Here is a 19,187-nt window from a genome sequence, read left to right on the forward strand (position 1 = left end):
AGGCCGGGTGTGGAAGAGCGGCAACGCTTGAAGCTTACCGGTACTAATAGTTCGATCGGCTTGATCGTTCTCATTCCTTATGCCCATCGTGAAACACGATGGTCTTACCAGCGCTCACGCATGAGCGGCCCTTACGGGCCTATGCTCCGCGAGGGCGCCGGACGACCGGCGACGTGCAGTCGCACTTGCGGGCTTCGCCCGTAACGGACTGCAATGTTGCCTTGGCACAAAAACAGCTTCTCGAGCAACGTGCGCTTTGCCGACCTGGTGGTTATGGCGGAGCGGCTGCACCCGATCCCATTCCGAACTCGGCCGTGAAACGCTCCAGCGCTGATGGTACTTCGTCTCAAGACGCGGGAGAGTAGGTCGCTGCCAGGTCTGCAAAACGCACGTCGCAAAAATCCAAATCTTCTCCTTACCAACAGGCCCGCCAAACGGGAGCTCGGGCCGCGCAAGCGGCCCTTTCAGTTGGCGCAAGCTTGAATCCAGTGAGCCAAGGCTTACTTCTGAAGTTGACGCGGGGTGGAGCAGCGCCCCGTCCGCCCGCAAAGGCCGAAGGCCTCGAGGACGGACAAAACAAAAAGTCCGGGCTGCCCGGCCGGCATTCGCCGTCAAGTTGACGCGGGGTGGAGCAGCCCGGTAGCTCGTCAGGCTCATAACCTGAAGGTCACAGGTTCAAATCCTGTCCCCGCAACCAAATACACAAAACGGCCCGCCTCAGTGCGGGCCGTTTTGCGTTTGCGGCCTGGCGCGGCCAGTTTTGATCCTCGTCGGCGCCCGCAGAGGCAACTGGACAGAGAATGTCAGATCCTGTCCCGGCAATCAGTTTAACCCGCCGAACAAGAACCCGATTATCTTTTGGTGAAATCCAAGTTGAGTTATGGTGGCACTAGGGAAGAGCGCGATGCTCCGGTCAATTCTCCTCGCCACCATTCTTGCTGCCGCCACAGCGCCGGCCGCAGCCTACTCCAACGCCGCGAAATACCTGATCGCCGAACAGATCGCTTCGGCTTGCGAGGGCAATGTGGGAAAGATTGCCCCCGGCTCCGTGATCGAGCGCGATCTTACCGGCGACGGCAAGGCCGATCTCATCCTAAGCCATGAGGGCATAAGCTGTTCAGCAGGCGGGTCAACGAGCCGGAGCAGTTTTTGCGGTGCGCAGATATGCGCGGTGAACCCCTATGTGCGGCGGGGCGCGCTTCTGGAGCTCAAGACTGAAATGCTCGGGGCGCGCGTAAGCGTCGGCGAAGGGCAGGTCCCGCAAATCCGGATGCACGGGCATGGGGGCGGAGCGGCGACGCTCAAATGGGATGGGCGGGAGTTTCGGCTAAGGGGAGGCAACTGATGCGTGCTGGAATGCTCTTATGGATATGTTTCTGTTTGATTCCGCTGACATCACAGGCGGCAGCCATTCATGACGCTGCCAAGAAGGGCGATATGGCTGCCATTACGGCGGCCCTCGATGCAGGCGCAAATGTCAACGACCCTGATGGGTTTGCAACGCCGCTCTACTATGCAGTCAGCAGGCAGCATCTCGATGCGGCCAAATTGCTGATCGACCGCGGCGCAGATGTCAACGCCGGATCGAAGATAGGCGGTCCGCCCCTGAAGGTGGCCGTAGCGAAAAACAAGCTCGAACTCATCACGCTGCTGTTGGCGCATGGCGCCGACCCGAACTCAGCTGTAGGAGATCAGACTGTTCTTCACGAGGCCGTCCGGCACGGCTGCCTGGATTGCGTCAAGGCGCTGGTCGAAGCGGGCGCCGATCTCAACGCCCGAACAGCGGACTCCTTCGCCCGGACACCGCTCCATCTCGCCAGATTTAACGAATATTCCGAGATATCCGACTATCTCGTGGCGCATGGCGCCGCGCTACCTAAGCCCGCACCGATTGCCACAAACTTGGCTGCTGCCGATGTCGAGAAGGGCCGGATTTATTTCGGCAAAAATTGTGACGGGTGCCACAACAACGAACCAGGCAAGGGCAGCAAGACTGGTCCGAACTTGTGGGAGGTCGTCGGCCGCGACAAGGCATCGGTGCCGGAGTTCGGTTATTCCAAGACTTTGCGGGATTGGGAGGGCGCGTGGACTTACGAGGATCTGAACACCTTTTTCTATGATCCCGTCCTCACCACTCCCGGTGTCCGCATGGAAATTTCCGGCGTTCCCGATGAGACCGAGCGTGTTAATCTGATTGCCTATTTGCGTACGCTAAGCGACAAGCCGATCCCTCTGCCCTAAGTCCCGGCTGATGCGCGAGCGCGGCATGCAACTCGATGTGCTTCCACAGCTCCGCTTCGGTCTGCGTGACTCCAAAGAGCGTTCGCCGCGACCTCGCCGCTCCGGCCCCTTCACATGGGACCGGTCATGGCATCATTTTGGGATTGGCTAGCCCGAGTCCCCGGCGCATCGAAGAGTAGGTTAGCGCGGCTGCAGCGCAATCTGTTCGACCTGCCGCACGAGTTCGACCGTCCGGGCACCCGACGGCCGCTCTGCTTACCGGCCGCAAGGACAAGACGGTTGCGCGTCCCCGCAACCAAATATCAAAACGGCCCGCCTCGCGCGGGCCGCTTTGGCATTTGGGCCTAGCACGCTCGCCTTCCCGGCACGGAAGCAATCATGCCGTCGGGGTCAGACCGCGCCCTACCGCAGGCTTTCCAGCTCGCGGATGCGTTTGGCGCCGTCGGCCTCGAGCTGCCGGGTGACGGCGCCGATCAGCGTTTCGGCAACGACGAAAAGGGCCGCGGAGGAGTCCCAGGCCGAGGGTACGGCGGTGCGCCCGGCGATGACATGGCGGGCAAAGCGGGCGATCGGCGACAGCCACTGGTCGGTGAACAGCACGATCTGCACGCCGCGCTGATGCGCCGTCTCGGCGAAACGGACCAGGCTGTCCTGGTAGCGCCTGATGTCGAAGATCACCAGCACGTCGCGCTTGCCCATGTCGATCAGCCGGTCGCGCCAGACGCTTTCCTGTCCGGCGAGGTGAAAGACGTTGGGCTGGACGATGGCGAGGTGGGCGGCCATGTAGCGTGCCAGCGGGTCGGTGAAGCGGCCGCCGATCAGGAATGTCTTGCCGCGCCGGTCGGCAAGCTTTGCGACGATGTCGGCAAGCTGCTTGTCGGACAGATGCCTGAACGTCTCGCGCATGTTGTCGAGCGTCGCTTCCAGCATCGGCGACACCGCGCCGCCGTTCGGCGACGGCGGATTGAGCGTCCGTGACGCCGGCGACTGCAATTGCGCCGCCAGCTCGTCCTGCAGCGTCGACTGGAACTCCGGGTAATTCTGGAAGCCGAGCCGGGCGACGAAACGCAGGATCGTCGGCGAGGAGACGCCGGCGGCAGCTGAGAACTCGGCGACCGTCTTCAGGCCGATCAGCGGGTAGTTGGCGATCAGCGTGTGTGCGGCGCGACGCTCGCCTGCCGGCATCGTGCCGATGCGGTCCGAGATCAGTTCGGCAATGCTGGATATCATCTTTTCCCCACCCTGGCTGTTTTGCCGAAATCGCATTTGACCCGAAATCGCGTTGACAAAGCCGGTCAAACTGTATGAAATCATCCGCAGGGACGCAATGATGCAAAATACGTAACATACGATACAGCGCTCCCCGGGGACTGCAGACAATGGAGACAGCACGGCCCGCCAGCCTTGCATCGCCTGAAGCCGTGAGGGTGACGAACCCGGGCGGATCAAGCCCTTTCGTGCTGACCTGCGACCACGCCTCCAACTTCCTGCCGCCGGAATTCGGAACGCTCGGCCTTGCTGCCGAAGAGCTTTCCCGCCACATCGCCTGGGATCCCGGCGCGCTGCCGGTCGCCCGCCGCATGGCCGAGACGCTTGACGCGACGCTGGTCGAGACCCGCATTTCGCGCCTTGTCATCGACTGCAACCGGCCGCTGGATGCGCCGGACCTGGTGCCGCCGGTCAGCGAAACCACTGCCATACCCGGGAATGCCGGCTTGTCGGAAAAGCAGCGCGCCGCGCGCATTGCGCTGTCGTGGCAGCCCTTCCATGACGCGGTCGAGCGCATCATCGACAAAAGGCTGGCGCGCGGGCTGGAGACACGGCTGGTTTCGATCCATTCCTTCACCCCGGTTTATCATGGCAAGAGCCGGCCCTGGCATATCGGCATCATCCATGACGAGGACCGTCGGCTGGCCGCACCGCTGATCGCCGCGCTGCAGCGGCTCGCCGGCGTCACGGTCGGCATCAACGAACCCTATTCGCCGGCCGACCGCGTCTATTTCACGCTGGAACGGCACGCGCGCTCGCGGGCGCTGCCCTGCGCGATGATCGAAATCCGCAACGACGAGATCTCCGGCGCTGCCGGGCAGCGGAAATGGGCGGATCTGCTCACAGGCATTTTCACCGATCTCGGACTGGAAGAGGACCAAAAGGAGATCCGACAGCCGGCGACTGGTCATCCGGTTCAGCCGGTCAACTGACAGAGGGAAAAACAATGGCAGACGAAGCAAAAAAGCATGAAGGGGGCGTGTCCTATCACATCCCCGGTTCTGAATATTTCGAAAAACGCGGGCTGAAACGTCACGCCGGCGTCTTCTCGCTTTGGGCACTCGGCGTCGGAGCCGTCATCTCGGGCGACTTTTCAGGTTGGAACCTCGGCTTCGCCGTCGGCGGCTGGGGCGGCATGTTCATCGGGACCGTGCTGATCGCCATCATGTATCTCGGCCTGACCTATTCCATTGCCGAGATGAGCCCGGCGCTGCCACATACCGGTGGTGCCTATTCCTTCGCGCGCACGGCGTTCGGTCCGTGGGGCGGCTTCATCACCGGCATAGCGGAAAACATCGAATATGTGCTCACGCCGGCGGTCGTCGTCTATTTCATTGGCACCTACATGACGGCCATCACCGGCACCCCGGATGCCTGGCAGCCGATCTGGTGGCTCGTTGGCTATCTGGTCTTCGTCGGGTTGAACGTGCGTGGCGTCGCGCTTTCATTTGGAGTGACCGTGGTCGTCACGCTCATCGCTTTGGCGATCCTGGTTTTCTTCTTCGTCAGTGCATTGGCGTCAGGACAATTCGACTTCGCCAAGAATGCGATGAATATCGGAATCGGACCGGACGGGGCGGCAATGGCGCTGCCGGACGGGCACGGGCCGTTCCTGCCGTTCGGTCTCAGGGGCATTTTCGCGGCGATGCCGTTCGCGGTCTGGCTGTTCCTCGCCATTGAGCAATTGCCGCTTGCCGCCGAGGAATCGGTGGATCCCAAGCGCGATATGCCCAAAGGCATCATGCTCGGCATGTTCACCTTGCTCGCCACGGGTTTCCTGATCCTGATCATCAACCCGGCATTGCCCGACGGCGCGTTTGCGTACGGAACGTCCGGCGAGCCGATACTGGACGGCTTCAGGACGATCTACGGAGCGGGCTGGGCGAAAGTCCTCGCGCTGTTCGCCGTCGCCGGGCTGGTGGCGAGCTTCCACGCGATCATCTTCGCCTACGGGCGGCAGATCTATTCGCTCAGCCGCGCGGGCTATTTCCCGCATTTCCTCTCGGTGACCCATGGCGAGCACAAGACGCCCAACGTGGCGCTTGCCGCGGGATCGCTGGTCGGCTTCCTGGTGATGGTGGTGATCTGGTTCACCCAGGGCGGCGGGGCCGCTGGCACTTACATCGGCGGCACTCTTCTGAACATGGCCGTGTTCGGCGCCATGTTCTCCTATCTGCTGCAGGGGCTGACCTTCCTGCAACTGCGCCGCCGTTTCCCGCATATCGAGCGGCCCTACGAGAGCCCCTTCGGCGTGCTGGGCGCATGGCTGACCGTGATCATCGCCTTGATCACCATCGCCTTCCAGCTCACCGATCCGCTCTACCGGCAGGGCATCATCGGGGTGGCGGTCTGGTACGCGCTGGCGATCATCTATTTCGGCGCCTATGGCCGCAAAACGCTGGTCTACTCGCCGGAGGAGGAATTCGCCGTCAAGCAACGCGAAGGCGCTGCCTCTTTATAGGGTCCTTCCAACAACACGATACGACCCGGCCATATCCCACGGCCGGGTCGCCATTTTGAAATCCCAAAGTGTCCCCGAAAAGACGACGGAGTGCCAAAGGAATGGCCGGAAATTTCTCGTTCGATCAGTTGAAGAAAGCGGTCTCCAGTGGCGAGGTCGACACGGTGCTGGCCTGCATTGTCGACATGCAGGGGCGGCTGGCGGGAAAGCGGTTCCTGGCCCAGTATTTCGTCGATTCCGCCCATGACGAGACGCATGGCTGCAACTATCTCTTGGCCGCCGACATCGATATGGAACCGGTGCCCGGCTACAAGGCGGCGAGCTGGTCGAAGGGTTACGGCGACTTCGTCATGAAGCCCGATCTGTCGACGCTGCGGCGCATTCCTTGGCTGGAAAAGACGGCGCTGGTGATCTGCGACGTGCTCGACCACCACACCCATGACGACCTGCCGCATTCGCCGCGCGCCATCCTGAAGAAGCAGGTCAAGCGGCTGAGCGAGCGCGGCTATATCGGCTATTTCGCCTCCGAGCTCGAATTCTATCTGTTCAGCGAAACCTACGATTCCGCTCGCAAGAAGCATTGGCAAGGCCTCGACACGGCCTCGCCCTATATCGGCGACTACCAGATCGGCATTACCACCAAGGAAGAAGGCGTCATGCGCCGGCTGCGCAACGAGATGCAGGCGGCCGGCATTCCGATCGAGAACTCCAAGGGCGAGTGGGGACCCGGTCAGGAAGAAATCAATGTCCGCTATGCCGAGGCCCTCGAGATGGCCGACCGCCACGTCATCCTGAAGAACGGCGCCAAGGAGATCGCCGAGTCCGAAGGCAAGGCGATTTCGTTCATGGCCAAGTACAATTACGGGCTCGCCGGCAATTCCAGCCACATCCACAATTCGCTGTGGAGCGCCGACGGCGAGACGCCGCTTTTCTACGACAAGAAGGCCGACTGGACACTGTCGACGCTCGGCCAGCAATGGGCGGCGGGCCAGCTCAAATACGCCAAGGAATTCACCTGGTTTCTGGCGCCCTACGTCAACTCCTACAAGCGCTTCCAGGCCGGCACCTTCGCGCCGACCAAGATCATGTGGAGCGAGGACAACCGCACCGCCGGTTTCCGCCTGTGCGGCGAGGGCACCAAGGGCATCCGCATGGAATGCCGCATCGGGGGCGCCGACCTCAACCCCTATCTCGCCTTCGCCGCGCTGATTGCGGCCGGGCTTGCCGGCATCGACGAAAAGCTTGAACTGCAAAAACCCTTCGTCGGCGATGCCTATCAAGCCTCGCAGCTGCCGGAAATTCCGAAGACGCTGCGTGATGCCACCGAGACGCTGGCGAAATCGGAGATGCTGAAGCAGGCGCTCGGCGACGGCGTGCTCGAGCATTATGTCCATACGGCGCACTGGGAGCAGTTCGAATACGACCGCCGCATTACCGATTGGGAACTGCACAGGGGGTTTGAGCGGTACTAAACTACGCCAGCGTCGCCGTTCAGCTTTGCTGCCGGACGGGCGGGCGGCTCAAAACCGAGATTGTCATAAATTGCGAGGACCCAAGGAATGACCGAAACGGTCAAGATAAAATCTCCCGTCGATGGTTCGATCTATGCCGAACGGCCTGTGGCCACGGATCAGGCGATCAATGCAGCGGTCGAGCGTGCCAAGGCGGCGCAGGAGAAATGGGCTGAGACGCCGATCGTCGAGCGCGGCAAATACATGCTTGCCATGCTGGAAGCGCTGGTCGCCATGACCGACGAGATCGTGCCGGAGATCGCCTGGCAGATGGGTCGTCCGGTGCGCTATGGCGGCGAGTTCGGCGGCGTCAGGGAACGTACCAGCTACATGGTCGAGATCGCCGAAGCGGCACTCAAGCCGGTGATGGCCTCCGATCCCAAGGACGGGTTTCGCCGCTATGTGAAGAAGGTGCCGCTCGGCGTGGTCATGGTGATTGCGCCGTGGAACTATCCCTATCTCACCGCCGTCAACACCATCGTGCCGGCGCTGATGGCCGGCAGTGCCGTCATCCTCAAGCATGCGGCGCAGACGCTGCTGGTCGGCGAACGTTTTCAACAGGCCTTCGACAAAGCCGGCCTGCCAAAAGGCCTGTTTCAGAACCTCGTCATGAACCACGCCCAGACCGAAAAACTGCTCGGCTCGGGCAAGATCGACCATGTCAATTTCACCGGCTCGGTCGCCGGCGGCCGCGCCATCGAGAGAGCCGCGGCAGGCACCTTCATGACGCTCGGCCTCGAACTCGGCGGCAAGGACCCGGCCTATGTGCTGGCCGATGCCAAGATGGATCATGCCGTCGCCAACCTGGTCGACGGCGCCTTCTACAATTCCGGCCAGTGCTGCTGCGGCATCGAACGCGTCTATGTCCATGAGAAGGTCTATGACGAGTTCGTCGAAGGCTTCATCGCCGAAACCAAGAACTACGTCGTCGGCAACCCGCTCGATCAGGCGACGACGATGGGGCCGATGGCCCAGGCGCGCTTTGCCGACCTGATCCGCGAGCAGAAGGCCGAGGCGCTGCGCAAGGGCGCCAGGGCACACATCAACATGAAGGTGGCCAACGACGAGCAAGGCCCGCCTTACCTGGCGCCGGAAGTGCTGACCGGGGTCGACCACCAGATGAGCGTCATGCGCGAGGAGAGCTTTGGGCCGATCGTCGGCATCATGAAGGTGCGCAACGACGAAGAGGCGATCGCGCTGATGAACGACAGCCCCTACGGGCTGACGGCCTCGATCTGGACGCGCGACACCGACCATGCTGCGGCTCTCGGCGATCGCATCGAGACCGGCACCGTGTTCATGAACCGCTGCGACTATCTCGATCCGGCGCTGGTCTGGACCGGCGTCAAGGACACCGGCAAGGGCGCTGCCCTGTCGGCCATCGGCTACGACAATCTGACGAGGCCGAAGTCATATCACCTGCGTGAAGCCATCTGATTTTCTGAAAGATAAAAATGACAAAATTGATTTCCAAATGGAACTACCCGACAACCGTGCGCTTCGGCGCGGGGCGCATCAAGGAATTGCCTGATGTGCTTGATGCGACCGGCATCAAACGACCGCTCTTCGTTACCGATCCGGGGCTGGCCAAACTTCCGGTCGTCGCGTCTACGTTGAAGATCCTTGACGACGCCAAGGTACCCTATGGCGTGTTTTCCGAGGTCAAGCCGAACCCGGTGGACTCCAACCTGACCGCCGGCATTGCCGTGTTCAAGAAGGGCAAGCATGACGGCGTCATCGCCTTCGGCGGCGGCTCGGCGCTCGACCTCGGCAAGCTGATCGCCTTCCAGGCCGGCCAGGCGCGGCCGGTCTGGGATTTCGAAGATGTCGGTGACTGGTGGACGCGCGCCAACTCCGATGCGATCGCGCCGATCATCGCCGTGCCGACCACCGCCGGCACCGGATCGGAAGTTGGCCGCGCCGGCGTCATCACCAATGAAGCGACCCACACCAAGAAGGTCATCTTCCATCCGAAGCTTTTGCCGGCCATCGTCATCGCCGATCCGGAACTGTCGGTCGGCATGCCCGGCTTCATCACCGCCGGCACCGGCATGGACGCGCTTGCTCACTGCCTCGAGGCCTATTGCGCGCCGGGCTATCATCCGATGGCCGACGGCATCGCCGTCGAAGGCGTGCGGCTTGTCTTCGAGAACCTGCCGAAGGCCTTTGCCAACGGCAAGGATCTCGTCGCCCGCGCCCACATGATGAGTGCGGCCGCGATGGGCGCCGCCGCCTTCCAGAAGGGGTTGGGCGCCATCCACTCGCTGTCGCATCCGATCGGCGCGCTCTACGACACCCATCACGGCATGACCAACGCCGTGTTCATGCCTTATGTGCTGGCCTTCAACCGCGACGCCATCGAGGCGCGCATCGCCCGGCTCGCGGCTTATTGCGGCATCAAGGGCGGCTTCGACGGCTTCGCCAAGGCCGTCATCAAGCTGCGCAAGGAATTGAAGGTGCCGCACGCGCTGCCGGGCCTGATCAAGGGGCTCGAAATGGACAAGAAGCGCAAGGGCCTGATCGCCGACATGGCGGTGGTCGATCCGACCGCCGGCGGCAACCCGGTCAAGCTGACCAGGAAGGCGGCGCTGACGCTGCTCGACAACGCCATTGCCGGCACCGTCTGAGACGGTTTTTTGCGCCGAAAATTGATCTGGGAAATGAGGGCAAAGAAAGGGGAAGGGATGAAAGGTAAGACCGAAATTCGTTAGCCGGAAAAACAATCGCGGAGCGATTGCTACAGCCGGTTAAAAAGAGTTTACTTTTTCGTACTGCAGGGCGTCGCTTTCACGAAGCTTTCATCGGGCTGTCACACGAAAACGATACCGCATCGCAGGCGTCCAACGGCGTCAGTTCAACGGAGAGAACACATGTTCAAATTCACGGGAAAAGTGCTTTCCCTTACGGCCGTCGCCCTGATGGCGACCTCTGCCATCTCGTCGGCGCAGTCCATGGATGAACTGGTCGCCGCCGCCAAGGCGGAAGGCCAGCTCACCACCATCGCGCTGCCGCACAGCTGGTGCGGCTATGGCGACGTCATCGCCGGCTTCAAGGCGAAGTATCCGGAAATCACCATCAACGAGCTCAATCCCGATGCCGGTTCAGGCGACGAGATCGAGGCGATCAAGGCCAACAAGGACAACAAGGGCCCGCAGGCGCCTGATGTCATCGACGTCGGCCTGTCTTTTGGCCCGTCCGCCAAGGCAGACAGCCTGATCCAGCCCTACAAGGTGTCGACCTGGGATACGATTCCTGACAGCGCCAAGGATGCCGACGGCTACTGGTACGGCGACTACTACGGCGTGCTCGCCTTCGGCGTGAACAAGGCCGTCGTGCAGAACGCACCACAGGACTGGGCTGACCTGCAGAAGCCGGAATACGCCAACTCGGTGGCGCTCGCCGGTGACCCGCGCACGTCGAACAACGCCGTCATGTCGGTTTACGCTTCGGGCCTCGCGGCTCGCGGTACCGGCGGCCAGGACGCCGCAGCCAAGGGTCTGCAGTTCTTCAAGCAGCTCAACGATGCCGGCAACTTCGTGCCGGTCGACGGTGAAGCGGCAGCTGTCGCCCAGGGCACGACACCCATCGTGATGAACTGGGACTACAACCTGCTTGCCATGCGCGACAAGATGGCCGGCAATCCGGAAATCGAAATCGTCGTGCCAAAGGGAGCAGTGGTCGCAGGCGTCTATGTCCAGGCGATCAGCGCCTATGCACCGCATCCGAACGCCGCCAAGCTTTGGATGGAGTATCTCTATTCGGACGAAGGCCAGCTCGGCTGGCTGAAGGGCTACTGCCACCCGATCCGCTTCAATGATCTCGCCAAGAAGGGCGTGATCCCGAAGGAGATGCTGGACAAGCTGCCGGCCGCCGAAAACTACGAAAAAGCGGTTTTCCCAACCTTGGAGGAACAGAACGCTGCCAAGAAGGAAATCAGCACGAACTGGGATGCCATCGTTGGCGCCCTATGCCAGCTTCGGGAATTCCATGGCAGACTCCACAATATCCCAGACAGCCCGCGTCAGTCCTGGCGCGCCGGAGATCAGCCGCCTTCGGCTGCCACTGCATTGGTTAGGCGTAACTCCGTTCTTCGTTTTCGCCCTGGTCTTTCTGATCTTGCCCACGGTAGGGCTGATCGCGGGCGCGTTCAAAAATGCAGCCGGCGACTATACGTTCGACAACATCATAGCGTTGTCGCAACCCAAGCTCGCCGCGGCCTATTGGGTATCCATTCAGATCAGCTTTGTCTCTGCGGTCCTTGGCGCCTTGATCGGCCTGGCAATGGCGGTGGCAGTGGTTCGCGGAGGCTTGCCGCCGTGGTTACGCTCGGCAACCTTGACCTTCTCGGGCGTCGCCTCGAATTTTGCCGGCGTACCGCTGGCATTCTCGTTTATCGCGACGCTAGGTCGGCTCGGAGTGGCGACGATCCTGTTGCGAGACATTTTCGGCATTAACATCTATTCGCTCGGCTTCAGTATCTTTTCGTTTTGGGGCCTGATCCTCACCTACCTCTATTTCCAGATTCCGTTGATGATCGTCATCATCACGCCGGCGGTCGATGGGTTGAAGAAGGAATGGGGCGAAGCTGCCGCGACGCTCGGGGCAACCAATTGGCAATATTGGCGCATGGTGGTCATCCCGGTGTTATGGCCGAGTTTTCTCGGTACGACGGTCCTCCTCTTTGCCAACGCGTTCGGGGCGGTCGCGACGGCCTATGCACTGACGGGGCCGTCACTCAACATCGTGCCAATCCAGCTGTTCGCGCAGATTCGCGGCGACGTGCTTTACAATCCGAATCTAGGCTACGCACTTGCATTCGGCATGATCGTCATCACCGGCCTGGCCAACCTCTTCTATATCTTGTTCCAACGGCGAGCCGAACGGTGGCTGAAATGAAGCAAGGCAACCGCTTTTGGGCCTGGCTCGTTTTTGGCGTGGGAACCACTTATTTCGTCCTGCCGCTTGTGGCGACCTTTGAATTCTCCTTGCGTAAGCGGCGAGGGGAATACTCCTTTGACGCCTACCGCTCGGTCTTCGAAGATCCGAATTTCCAGGCGACATTTACCTATTCCGTCGTTGTGGCGGTATTCACCATCCTTTTGGGCGTGCTCCTCGTCGTGCCGACGGCTTACTGGATACGGCTGCGGCTACCGCATCTGCGGCCGGTCGTAGAGTTCATCACGCTGCTGCCGCTGGTTATCCCCGCTATCGTCATCGTCTTCGGCTACATCAGAATGTTCGGTTCGAATTCAACGCTGCCTTTTCTGGCGACAGCGCGCGGCACCGATGCTCTGCTGGTCATCGGCTATGCAGTGCTGGCGCTGCCCTATATGTACCGGGCGGTCGATACCGGTCTCAGGACCATCGACGTCAGAACGCTCACCGAAGCCGCACAAATCCTCGGCGCCGGCTGGACCACCATCATCGCCCGCATCATCCTGCCGAACGTACTGATCGCTGTCTTATCCGGCGCTTTCCTGAGTTTTGCCATCGTCATCGGCGAGTTCACCATGGCCTCGCTGCTGAATCGCCCGGCCTTCGGCCCCTATCTGCAGAACATCGGCGCCAACAGTGCCTATGAGCCGTCGGCACTGGCGCTTATTTCGTTCGCCATCACCTGGGGCTGCATGTCGCTGATCCAGATCCTGTCGCGTTTTGCGCCGCGATCGGCGAACCGGCCAAACTGATCGAAAAAGTACTGACCGAAAGAAAAGCCATGGCCGAGCCATTCCTCTCCATCCAGCAGGTTCGAAAAGCCTTCGGCGCCACCACCGTCGTCCAGGACTTCAATCTCGACGTCGAGCCGGGCGAATTCGTCTCGTTCCTCGGGCCGTCGGGCTGCGGCAAGACGACGGTGCTGCGCATGGTCGCCGGCTTCGAGGAGCCGAGCGCCGGCAAGATCGTCGTGGCCGGCAAGGACATCACCCGGCTCAAGCCCAACCAGCGCAATGTCGGCATGGTGTTCCAGGCCTACGCGCTGTTTCCGAACCTGACCGTAGCGCAGAACATCGGCTTCGGGCTGAAGGTCGCGGGCATGCCCAAGGCCGATGCCGACAGGCGCGTTGCCGAGATGCTCGACCTCATCAAGCTGCCGCAGATGGGCGACCGCTATCCCTACCAGCTCTCCGGCGGCCAGCAGCAGCGTATCGCGCTGGCGCGGGCGATTGCGCCGAAGCCGAAGCTCCTGCTGCTCGACGAGCCGCTGTCGGCGCTCGACGCCAAGGTGCGCGTGTCGCTGCGCGAGGAAATCCGCTCGATCCAGAAGAAGCTCGGCATCACCACTGTCTTCGTCACCCACGACCAGGAAGAGGCGCTGTCGATCTCCGACCGCATCGCCGTCATGTATGGCGGTAAGGCCGAGCAGGTCGGCACGCCGTTCGAGATCTACAACCGGCCGGCAACCAAGTTCGTCGCCAATTTCGTCGGCACACTGAACGTGCTCGAAGGTACCGTCACCGACGCGGCGTCGGGCAAGGTACGCGTCAACGCGCAAGAGATCTCGCTGCAGGGAAAGCTCAACGGCTCCAAGTCCGGCGACACGCTGTCGCTGGCACTGCGGCCCGAGGCGATTTCGCTCGGCCGCCATCCCGGCCGCGACGCGAGTCTTTCGGGCGAGATCACTGAAGTGCATTTCCTCGGCTCGGTGATCCGGGTTCGCGTTGGCATCGGCGGCAGCACGGTGTCGCTCGACACGTTCAACAGCCCGGCTGCCCCGCCGCCCGCCGTCGGCGAAAAGGCCGAGATTTCGTTCTCGTCGGGCGACATGCTGGTGCTGCATTAAAGCGGCAGACACCGGGATTTGGATCGCCGATCTATTCGGCGGGGCAACGGCCCCAAATGAACGGCATTCCAAGGTCGAAATCGACCTCAAGCAGGGTATTGGGTGTCATCATCAGCAATGCACTCGTCCCATTGGCATTTCTCAGAATTTGTTTGCCGTTTCCCCCTAACGTCCCGAGGACTTCCATTTGCTGTTGGATGTTCCATCGGTAGTTGTAGGACATTCCCGTTTTGAAAATATACTCTTTGTGGATCGCCTGCTTCGCCCGGGGAACGATAGGCGCGATGATTTCGAAGGAATAATCGGTCAATTTCTTGAAGGACTCTCCATACTTGAGACAGTATTTCTTCATACTGTCTTCGCTGGTCAGATCGGAATATCCAAGATCAACCCATTTCCCTTCTATGATGGAGAGCAATCTCTCATTCGTCTGCTGCGCCCAGAGTCCCATCCCTGGGTCCGGCCTCGAAGTTCCCAAAAGTTTGATCTTTGCCGCCAGCAATTCGTCGTATAGCGCGGAAGCCTTGGCGGCAGGTGAACAGAGTATCAACGCGCACAATGCTATGAATAGTCTTGGCACTGGGAGCTCCTCGCGCGGCTAAAAACCGGTATAAAGATTTGAATTCGGTGTCTGGTAGTAAACGACTGGTGTCATCGACAGGTCAAGCCGGCGGGATGAAAGGCTGCGAGATCGCCTGAAAGACAGGCAGTGCTTCCATCCGTTCGGCATGGGCGCCGAGCGCCGGGAAGGCGGCGAGCGAAGCCAGTCCGGGATGCGCCTCGCCAAGGAAGCGGAGCACGGCGGCAACCGCGATGTCGGCGTGACCGATGCGATCGCCGAACCAGTAGGTTTCAGGCTTTGTGCTGCGATCGGCTTCCAGTACAGCCATCACGCCTTCTATCTGCTTGCGGCAGCGCTCGACCCAGAGGTCGGAGACCGGCTGGTGGAGTAGCTTCTCGTAGAACAGGCTGACCGCCTTGTCGCCCAGCCCGGTTGCCAAGGCGGCGATCTTCAGCGCTTGGCGGCGCGCCGGCTCGTCGGTCGGAAACATCCTGCGATCGGCCGCTACAAGGCTGTCCAGATGGTCCAGCATGGCGTGGCTTTCGATCAGCACCTCGCCATCGTCCAGCACCAGGGTTGGCACGCGCGTCAATGGATTATAGGGCCTGATCTTGTCCGCATCGCTGAAAGTCGACCAGGGACGATGTTCAAACGGCAGGTTGTACAGGGTCAGCGCAATGCCGACGCGACGGACGAAGGGCGAGTCATATTGGCCGATGAGGATCATGACCCAAGCTTATACGCAGACAACCGCCTCAACGCATACTGCCAAGTCACGGTATACCGCCAAGTCAGGGCACCACGGCCAATCAACAGCAGCTTGTGGTTTTTGCGACTGCCAATAATCGCGCTTCGCCGCTACGATAACGCATGGCGCTTTTCGAGCTGACCCTTGTTCTCCTGCTGATCGCCGTCGCGCTGACGGCGTTGTCGCGACGGCTGGAGGTTCCTTATCCGTCCCTGCTGGCTCTGGCCGGGGTTGGGATTGCCTTCGTGCCCGGTGCACCGACCATCGAGATCGACCCGGAACTGGCTCTTGCCCTATTCATCGCGCCGGTGCTTCTCGATGCCGCCTATGACACCTCGTTGCGCGACCTGAAGCGCTACCGGCTGTCGCTGGCGCTGCTGGCGCTTGGCGCCGTTGTCTTCACCACTGGGGTCGTTGCAGTCGTGGGCTGGAAGATGGCCGGTCTGCCGATCGCGGCGGCGATCGCGCTCGGCGCCATCGTCGCACCGCCGGACGCGGTGGCGGCAAGCGCCGTGCTCGGGCAGTTCAAGGTGCCGCACCGCCTCACCGCCATCCTGCAGGGCGAGAGTTTGCTCAACGATGCCACTGCGCTGTTGATCTACCGAATCGCGGTTTCGGCTGCCATCGGCTCGGTCATGCTGAAGGACGCTGTACCTGTAATCCTGCTGTCAACGGTTGGCAGCGTTGTCGCCGGCTATCTGTTCGGCCGCTTCTCGCTGCTGACGCTCTCGCGCATCGAGGATGCGGCAAGCAGCACGGTGGTGCAGTTTGCCGGAACCTTTGCCGTCTGGATCATTGCCGACAAGCTCGGCCTTTCAGCCATTATCACCATCGTCGTCTACGCCATCACCATCGCGCGCAGGGCGCCGCGCCGCATGTCGGCCAGAAGGCGCGTCAGCACCTATTCAGTCTGGGAGTCGGCGGTGTTCGTGCTCAACGTGCTGGCTTTCGTGCTGATGGGCCTGCAGGCCCGATCGATCGTCGGCCGGCTCTCCGGCGAAGGGCAAGGCGATGCATTTCTCTTCGCCGCAACGGTACTCGTAGTCGTCATCGTCGCGCGCCTCGTCTGGGTAACGAGTTACGTTGCGATCATAAGATGGTTTGCCCGCTTCGACGGCGAAGACAAAAGGCAAGATATGCCGACGTTTCGCGGCGCCGTGCTCGTCGGTTGGTGCGGCATGCGGGGGCTGGTGACGCTGGTGGTGGCCATTGCACTGCCGGCCGACTTCCCCGGCCGCGATCCGATCGTGCTTGCCGCCTTCGCCGTCGTGCTCGGCACGCTGGTGCTGCAAGGCATGACGCTGAAGCCGCTGCTGCGCCTGCTCAACTTCGATCCAGACACGACAGTCGATCGCGAAGTGGCGCAGGCGCGTGTCGCCATCATGCAGGCCGCGCTCAACGTGCTGAGCGGCAAGACATCGAATGCCGCTGCCGCCGTGCGCGAGCAATATACGGCCCAGCGCACGATCGCCGAAAACCCTGGGAACGCGCAGGCGGCGACGGAGTATGACCGGCTGCGCCTCTATGCCATCAACAGCCAGCGCGATGCACTGGAGGAACTGCGCCGGAACGGGACGATCGGTGACGAAGCCTATCATCGCCTGGAGGAAGAGATCGACTGGTCGGAACTGGCGGCGTCGCCGGCCGGGCGGTTCCAGCCGCTGACGACCTAGGGTGTGCTGATATTCAGGTGATGTCGGCCTGACCTGAATCTGAACACACCCTGGCCGGGGAGGGAAGCTGATTGCTGACTATCCGTGCTTGGCCCATACCCACCACCGTAGCGGTCCATTGCCAGGCTGCCGCCGTACCACTACTGCCACATCGAAATTGAGCCGGGTAAGCAATGAAGCTGGTCAGCTACAACATCCAGTACGGCTTCGGCAGCGACGGCCGCTACGATCTCGCGCGCGCGGCACGCGTCGTGGCCGGCGCCGACATCATCGCCTTGCAGGAAGTGGAGCGGCACTGGCAGCGCAGCAACGATGTCGACCAGCCGGAACTTCTTTCGCGACTGCTGCCCGAATACTATTGGGTTTATGGGCCGGCCTTCGACATGGACGCCAGCGAGCGGCGTGACGGCCGCATCGTCAACCGGCGGCGGCAATTCGGCACCATGGTGCTGTCCAAGCTGCCGATCGTCTGGTCGCGCCTGCACACGCTGCCGCTGCGCCGCACCGTGCGTCCGCTCAACACCCGCAACGCAGCGCTGGAATGCATGATCCACACCCCTGCCGGTCCGGTGCGGGTGCTGTCGCTGCATCTCGCGCATATCGCCGCCGAAGAGCGGCTGGAGCAGATCGACTATCTGCTCGCCGAGCATCGCCGGGCGCCGTCCGACGGCGGCCCGTGGAGCGGCGCCGACGATGAGCCCGTGCGCAACTGGAGCAATGGCCAGCCGGAGCCGGAAAACCCGCTGGCGGCGATCTGGATGGGCGATTTCAACATGGAGCCAGGCAGCGTCGAGTACCGGCGCATCGTCGGCAGCACGCCCTATCATCGCGGTGCCGCCTATCTCGACGGTTTCGTCGATGCCGCCGCCGTCGCCGGCGAACCAACGTCGGATTTCCACACCCATGTGAAAACCATCGACGGCAGGCTGACAAAGCGCCGGCTCGATCATTGCTTCGTCGGCGGGATGTTGGCGGGACGCGTGCGCTCGGTCAGCGCCGATATCGGCGAAGTCGCTTCGGATCATTTTCCGCTGCGGGTCGACATCGACATGGAAACGCCGTTCGCGACAGGGATCGGAGGCGCATGAGCCACCGATGACCCTGTCCGTCTTCTTCGCGGTGCTTGCCGCCGCTGCCATGCACGCGATCTGGAACGCGCTGGTCAAGGTCCATCTCGACCGCTTCCTGTCGATCACGCTGATGACGCTCGGCATGGGCGCCGTGGCGCTTCTGGCGCTGCCTTTCGTCGAGGTGCCGAGGGCGGAAGTGTGGCCGTACATCATCGCCTCGGTGATCTTCCATATGGGCTATAGGACGTTTCTGATCGGCGCCTACAAGGCCGGCGATTTCGCCCAGACCTATCCACTGGCGCGCGGCACGGCGCCACTGCTGGCTGCACTTGGCGGCATGGTGGTCGTCGCCGAAGTTCCGGCGCCGCTCGCCATTCTCGGCATTGTTCTCCTGTCGGCCGGCACGCTGGTGCTGTCGTTTCGCGGCGGCGCGCGCTTAGAAAGGCTGAACCTGCGCGCGGTCGGCTTTGCGCTTGGCACCTCGATCTTCATCGCCGGCTATACGCTTTCCGACGGCAGCGGCGCGCGGCTGGCCGCGACGGCGTCCAGCTATGCCGCATGGTTGTTCGTCTGCGATGCCCTGTGGGCGCTGGTGCTGTGCCTGATCTTTCGCGGACCAAAGGCGCTGCCGGTGCTGGCGCACGACTGGAAGGCGGGCGTGTACACCGGCGTGCTCAGCGGCGCCGCCTACTGGATCGTGATGTGGGCGATGACCAAGGCGCCGATCGCCTCGGTCGCGGCGCTGCGCGAAACCTCGATCCTGTTCGCCATGATGATCTCGGTGTTTGCGCTCGGCGAGAAGATGACGGGATGGCGGGGTGCCGCCGTGCTCAGCATTGTTGCCGGCGTCGTCGCGCTGAGGCTTGGATAG

Annotated in this window: 16 protein-coding genes, 1 tRNA gene, 1 rRNA gene and 1 pseudogene; 16 read left to right on the forward strand and 3 right to left on the reverse strand. The window is 61.9% G+C overall.

The features are described 5' to 3' along the window. Positions 1-263: 263 nt before the first annotated feature. The 4 genes from rrf (at position 264) to AC0L3L_RS25575 (ending at position 2,241) form a co-directional block, all read left to right on the forward strand. A 5S ribosomal RNA gene (rrf, locus tag AC0L3L_RS25560) occupies positions 264-378 on the forward strand. Between the two features lie 242 nt (positions 379-620). Further along, positions 621-697 (forward strand) — tRNA-Met (locus tag AC0L3L_RS25565). Positions 698-904: 207 nt separating this feature from the next. After that, positions 905-1,345: a hypothetical protein gene (locus tag AC0L3L_RS25570; RefSeq protein WP_473639669.1), complete on the forward strand. Its 441-nt coding sequence runs from the start codon at positions 905-907 to the stop codon at positions 1,343-1,345. Further along, positions 1,345-2,241, forward strand: coding sequence for an ankyrin repeat domain-containing protein (locus AC0L3L_RS25575; RefSeq protein ID WP_473639671.1), 897 nt, complete (start codon positions 1,345-1,347; stop codon positions 2,239-2,241). The genes AC0L3L_RS25570 and AC0L3L_RS25575 overlap by 1 nt, the downstream gene beginning before the upstream one ends. A 402-nt stretch (positions 2,242-2,643) precedes the next feature. Here the strand turns inward: AC0L3L_RS25575 and AC0L3L_RS25580 are convergent, their stop codons facing one another. Then, complete coding sequence (locus AC0L3L_RS25580) at positions 2,644-3,471, reverse strand: MurR/RpiR family transcriptional regulator (RefSeq protein WP_473639673.1); 828 nt, start codon at positions 3,469-3,471, stop codon at positions 2,644-2,646. A 149-nt stretch (positions 3,472-3,620) separates the two neighbouring features. Between AC0L3L_RS25580 and AC0L3L_RS25585 the strand changes: the two genes are divergently transcribed. The 9 genes and pseudogenes from AC0L3L_RS25585 (at position 3,621) to AC0L3L_RS25625 (ending at position 14,263) form a co-directional block, all read left to right on the forward strand. Further along, complete coding sequence (locus AC0L3L_RS25585; RefSeq protein ID WP_473639675.1) at positions 3,621-4,442, forward strand: N-formylglutamate amidohydrolase; 822 nt, start codon at positions 3,621-3,623, stop codon at positions 4,440-4,442. 14 nt (positions 4,443-4,456) lie between these two features. Next, positions 4,457-5,971: an amino acid permease gene (locus AC0L3L_RS25590; protein ID WP_473639677.1), complete on the forward strand. Its 1,515-nt coding sequence runs from the start codon at positions 4,457-4,459 to the stop codon at positions 5,969-5,971. Between the two features lie 101 nt (positions 5,972-6,072). Then, a complete protein-coding gene (locus AC0L3L_RS25595) occupies positions 6,073-7,443 on the forward strand; it encodes a glutamine synthetase family protein (protein WP_287339505.1) in 1,371 nt (456 codons plus the stop codon). Positions 7,444-7,530: 87 nt separating this feature from the next. Beyond that, on the forward strand, positions 7,531-8,919 hold the full coding sequence (locus tag AC0L3L_RS25600) for an aldehyde dehydrogenase family protein (protein WP_473639678.1): 1,389 nt from the start codon (positions 7,531-7,533) through the stop codon (positions 8,917-8,919). A gap of 17 nt (positions 8,920-8,936) precedes the next feature. Next, a complete protein-coding gene (locus AC0L3L_RS25605) occupies positions 8,937-10,109 on the forward strand; it encodes an iron-containing alcohol dehydrogenase (RefSeq protein WP_473639680.1) in 1,173 nt (390 codons plus the stop codon). 243 nt (positions 10,110-10,352) lie between these two features. After that, positions 10,353-11,456: pseudogene (locus AC0L3L_RS25610) on the forward strand (ABC transporter substrate-binding protein); the annotation flags it as partial. A 13-nt stretch (positions 11,457-11,469) separates the two neighbouring features. Continuing rightward, positions 11,470-12,378, forward strand: a complete 909-nt coding sequence (locus AC0L3L_RS25615) for an ABC transporter permease (RefSeq protein ID WP_473639773.1) — start codon at positions 11,470-11,472, stop codon at positions 12,376-12,378. Next, on the forward strand, positions 12,375-13,169 hold the full coding sequence (locus tag AC0L3L_RS25620; protein WP_473549300.1) for an ABC transporter permease: 795 nt from the start codon (positions 12,375-12,377) through the stop codon (positions 13,167-13,169). Before AC0L3L_RS25615 ends, AC0L3L_RS25620 begins: the two co-directional genes overlap by 4 nt. A gap of 29 nt (positions 13,170-13,198) precedes the next feature. Then, positions 13,199-14,263 carry an ABC transporter ATP-binding protein gene (locus AC0L3L_RS25625; protein ID WP_473639682.1) on the forward strand — a complete coding sequence of 355 codons (1,065 nt, stop codon included), beginning with the start codon at positions 13,199-13,201 and terminating at the stop codon, positions 14,261-14,263. 31 nt (positions 14,264-14,294) lie between these two features. On the opposite strand, the gene AC0L3L_RS25630 is transcribed toward AC0L3L_RS25625, so the two are convergent. Further along, entirely contained in the window at positions 14,295-14,843 is a 549-nt protein-coding gene (locus AC0L3L_RS25630) for a hypothetical protein (protein ID WP_473639684.1), read from the reverse strand. Between the two features lie 82 nt (positions 14,844-14,925). Continuing rightward, positions 14,926-15,552: a glutathione S-transferase family protein gene (locus AC0L3L_RS25635; RefSeq protein ID WP_473639686.1), complete on the reverse strand. Its 627-nt coding sequence runs from the start codon at positions 15,550-15,552 to the stop codon at positions 14,926-14,928. Positions 15,553-15,695: 143 nt separating this feature from the next. On the opposite strand from AC0L3L_RS25635, the gene AC0L3L_RS25640 reads away from it, so the two are divergent. The 3 genes from AC0L3L_RS25640 to AC0L3L_RS25650 all read left to right on the forward strand — a co-directional run bounded on the left by AC0L3L_RS25640 (position 15,696) and on the right by AC0L3L_RS25650 (position 19,187). Next, positions 15,696-17,246: a cation:proton antiporter gene (locus AC0L3L_RS25640; protein ID WP_123149680.1), complete on the forward strand. Its 1,551-nt coding sequence runs from the start codon at positions 15,696-15,698 to the stop codon at positions 17,244-17,246. Positions 17,247-17,419: 173 nt separating this feature from the next. After that, the gene (locus AC0L3L_RS25645; protein ID WP_473639688.1) at positions 17,420-18,334 is read left to right on the forward strand and encodes an endonuclease/exonuclease/phosphatase family protein; all 915 of its coding nucleotides are present in this window, start codon (positions 17,420-17,422) and stop codon (positions 18,332-18,334) included. A gap of 7 nt (positions 18,335-18,341) precedes the next feature. Next, positions 18,342-19,187 carry an EamA family transporter gene (locus AC0L3L_RS25650; protein WP_473639690.1) on the forward strand — a complete coding sequence of 282 codons (846 nt, stop codon included), beginning with the start codon at positions 18,342-18,344 and terminating at the stop codon, positions 19,185-19,187.

The organism is Mesorhizobium sp. WSM4849, assembly GCF_055811385.1.